Consider the following 1,281-nt stretch of genomic DNA (forward strand, 5'->3'; position numbering starts at 1 on the left):
CCTGCCATAATAGCACCCAACTGTTGGTCAGATGCTGTTGCGCCGATATCTTTGGTAGAGGTTAATGTCACCGAATTACTCCCTTATACTTGAGCCATGCCCGAATATAGATGGCTATCTTTGAAGGCACCCACATAGGCCAAAAGAATACCATGCCCACGAACTCCATAAGCTCACCCTTGGAATAGGTAAAGCCTGCAAAGATACCATAGACTAGGTACAGCGAGAAGCCTACAGCAACGAACCACATAGGCAAGTCACTGTAGAACGCTATCACATCCTGAATCGTCATGCCCATTTACTCCGGAAGTCGATATTGTGGTCGATGCAGTACTGATGGTATGCCAGAGCGTATGCCTCATTGGCAAACAAGAAGTGGTCATTGTACTCATTGACCTCAATGACATTCTTGTCCAACAGACTAAAGATGTATGAATCATAGATTCCGTAGTAGACAATGGTTCCTTCGATAGGACGGACTTTCTTGATATGGTATTTCTCTACAGAGGACATACCACCCAAAGCCATTACGCCATACAAGGTATTGCCTACCTTATAGTGCTGCATGAACTCTTCCACAGACTCAATCGAGCCCTTCGGCCGCACCTGAATATCCCTCATGCGAATGACTCCTCTTTTGATTAACCCAGTATAAAGCTTTTACACCTTAAATCAAGGTCAATTCATCAAGGCCACCAAGGCGTAGAGCTAGTCTGGCTTTATCTGCACGGGCTTGATAAATGGCAGCCTGGCGTTCCTTACGTGCTCTATAGGACTTAATAGCGTCTTCAATGGTAGGCAATGCGTATTGCTTGGTGGAATGCTTGGAAATGAATCTCCAACCATTACCGTTATGCTGTTTAATAGTCCACCCACATGGTGTATGACTACGAATAGGGAAGTACCTAAGCTCCAACTGTGTGAATATGTCAAAGTCGTCATCATTACCCCATGGATATTTATAGGGATCGAGCGTGGCGTAGGTTTTATCTTCTAGACGGAATAGTAGCCCATACGGAGCCTCTGCCGACAACAACAACGGCCCATGCACCTTCTGGCCAGCCTGATAAGCCGCCTCAATGCACTGTTGTGCTTGACGGGGATAGAAACGCATCAGTCGTCCCCTTCTTCCTCGTCGATCAGACGCATAAGCTCCAACCACGTTTTGGCATTAAGCTCGGGGGCACCAATATCGGCACCGCCTTTATAGGCACGCCACCCATTAGCGCCCCATGCATCGGCAGTGGCATCCCAAGAACACTCCCACCCACGATAGTCGAC

Annotated in this window: 2 protein-coding genes; both read right to left on the bottom strand. The window is 47.5% G+C overall.

The features are described from left to right. Positions 1-288: 288 nt before the first annotated feature. Positions 289-621: a hypothetical protein gene (locus VJI93_RS08180; protein ID WP_324009229.1), complete on the bottom strand. Its 333-nt coding sequence runs from the start codon at positions 619-621 to the stop codon at positions 289-291. A gap of 46 nt (positions 622-667) precedes the next feature. Continuing rightward, the gene (locus VJI93_RS08185) at positions 668-1,114 is read right to left on the bottom strand and encodes a hypothetical protein (protein WP_324009230.1); all 447 of its coding nucleotides are present in this window, start codon (positions 1,112-1,114) and stop codon (positions 668-670) included. Positions 1,115-1,281 lie beyond the last annotated feature (167 nt).

The sequence above is a fragment of the Parvimonas sp. M20 genome (assembly GCF_035282425.1).
In the GTDB taxonomy this organism is placed as follows: Bacteria; Bacillota; Clostridia; order Tissierellales; family Peptoniphilaceae; genus Parvimonas.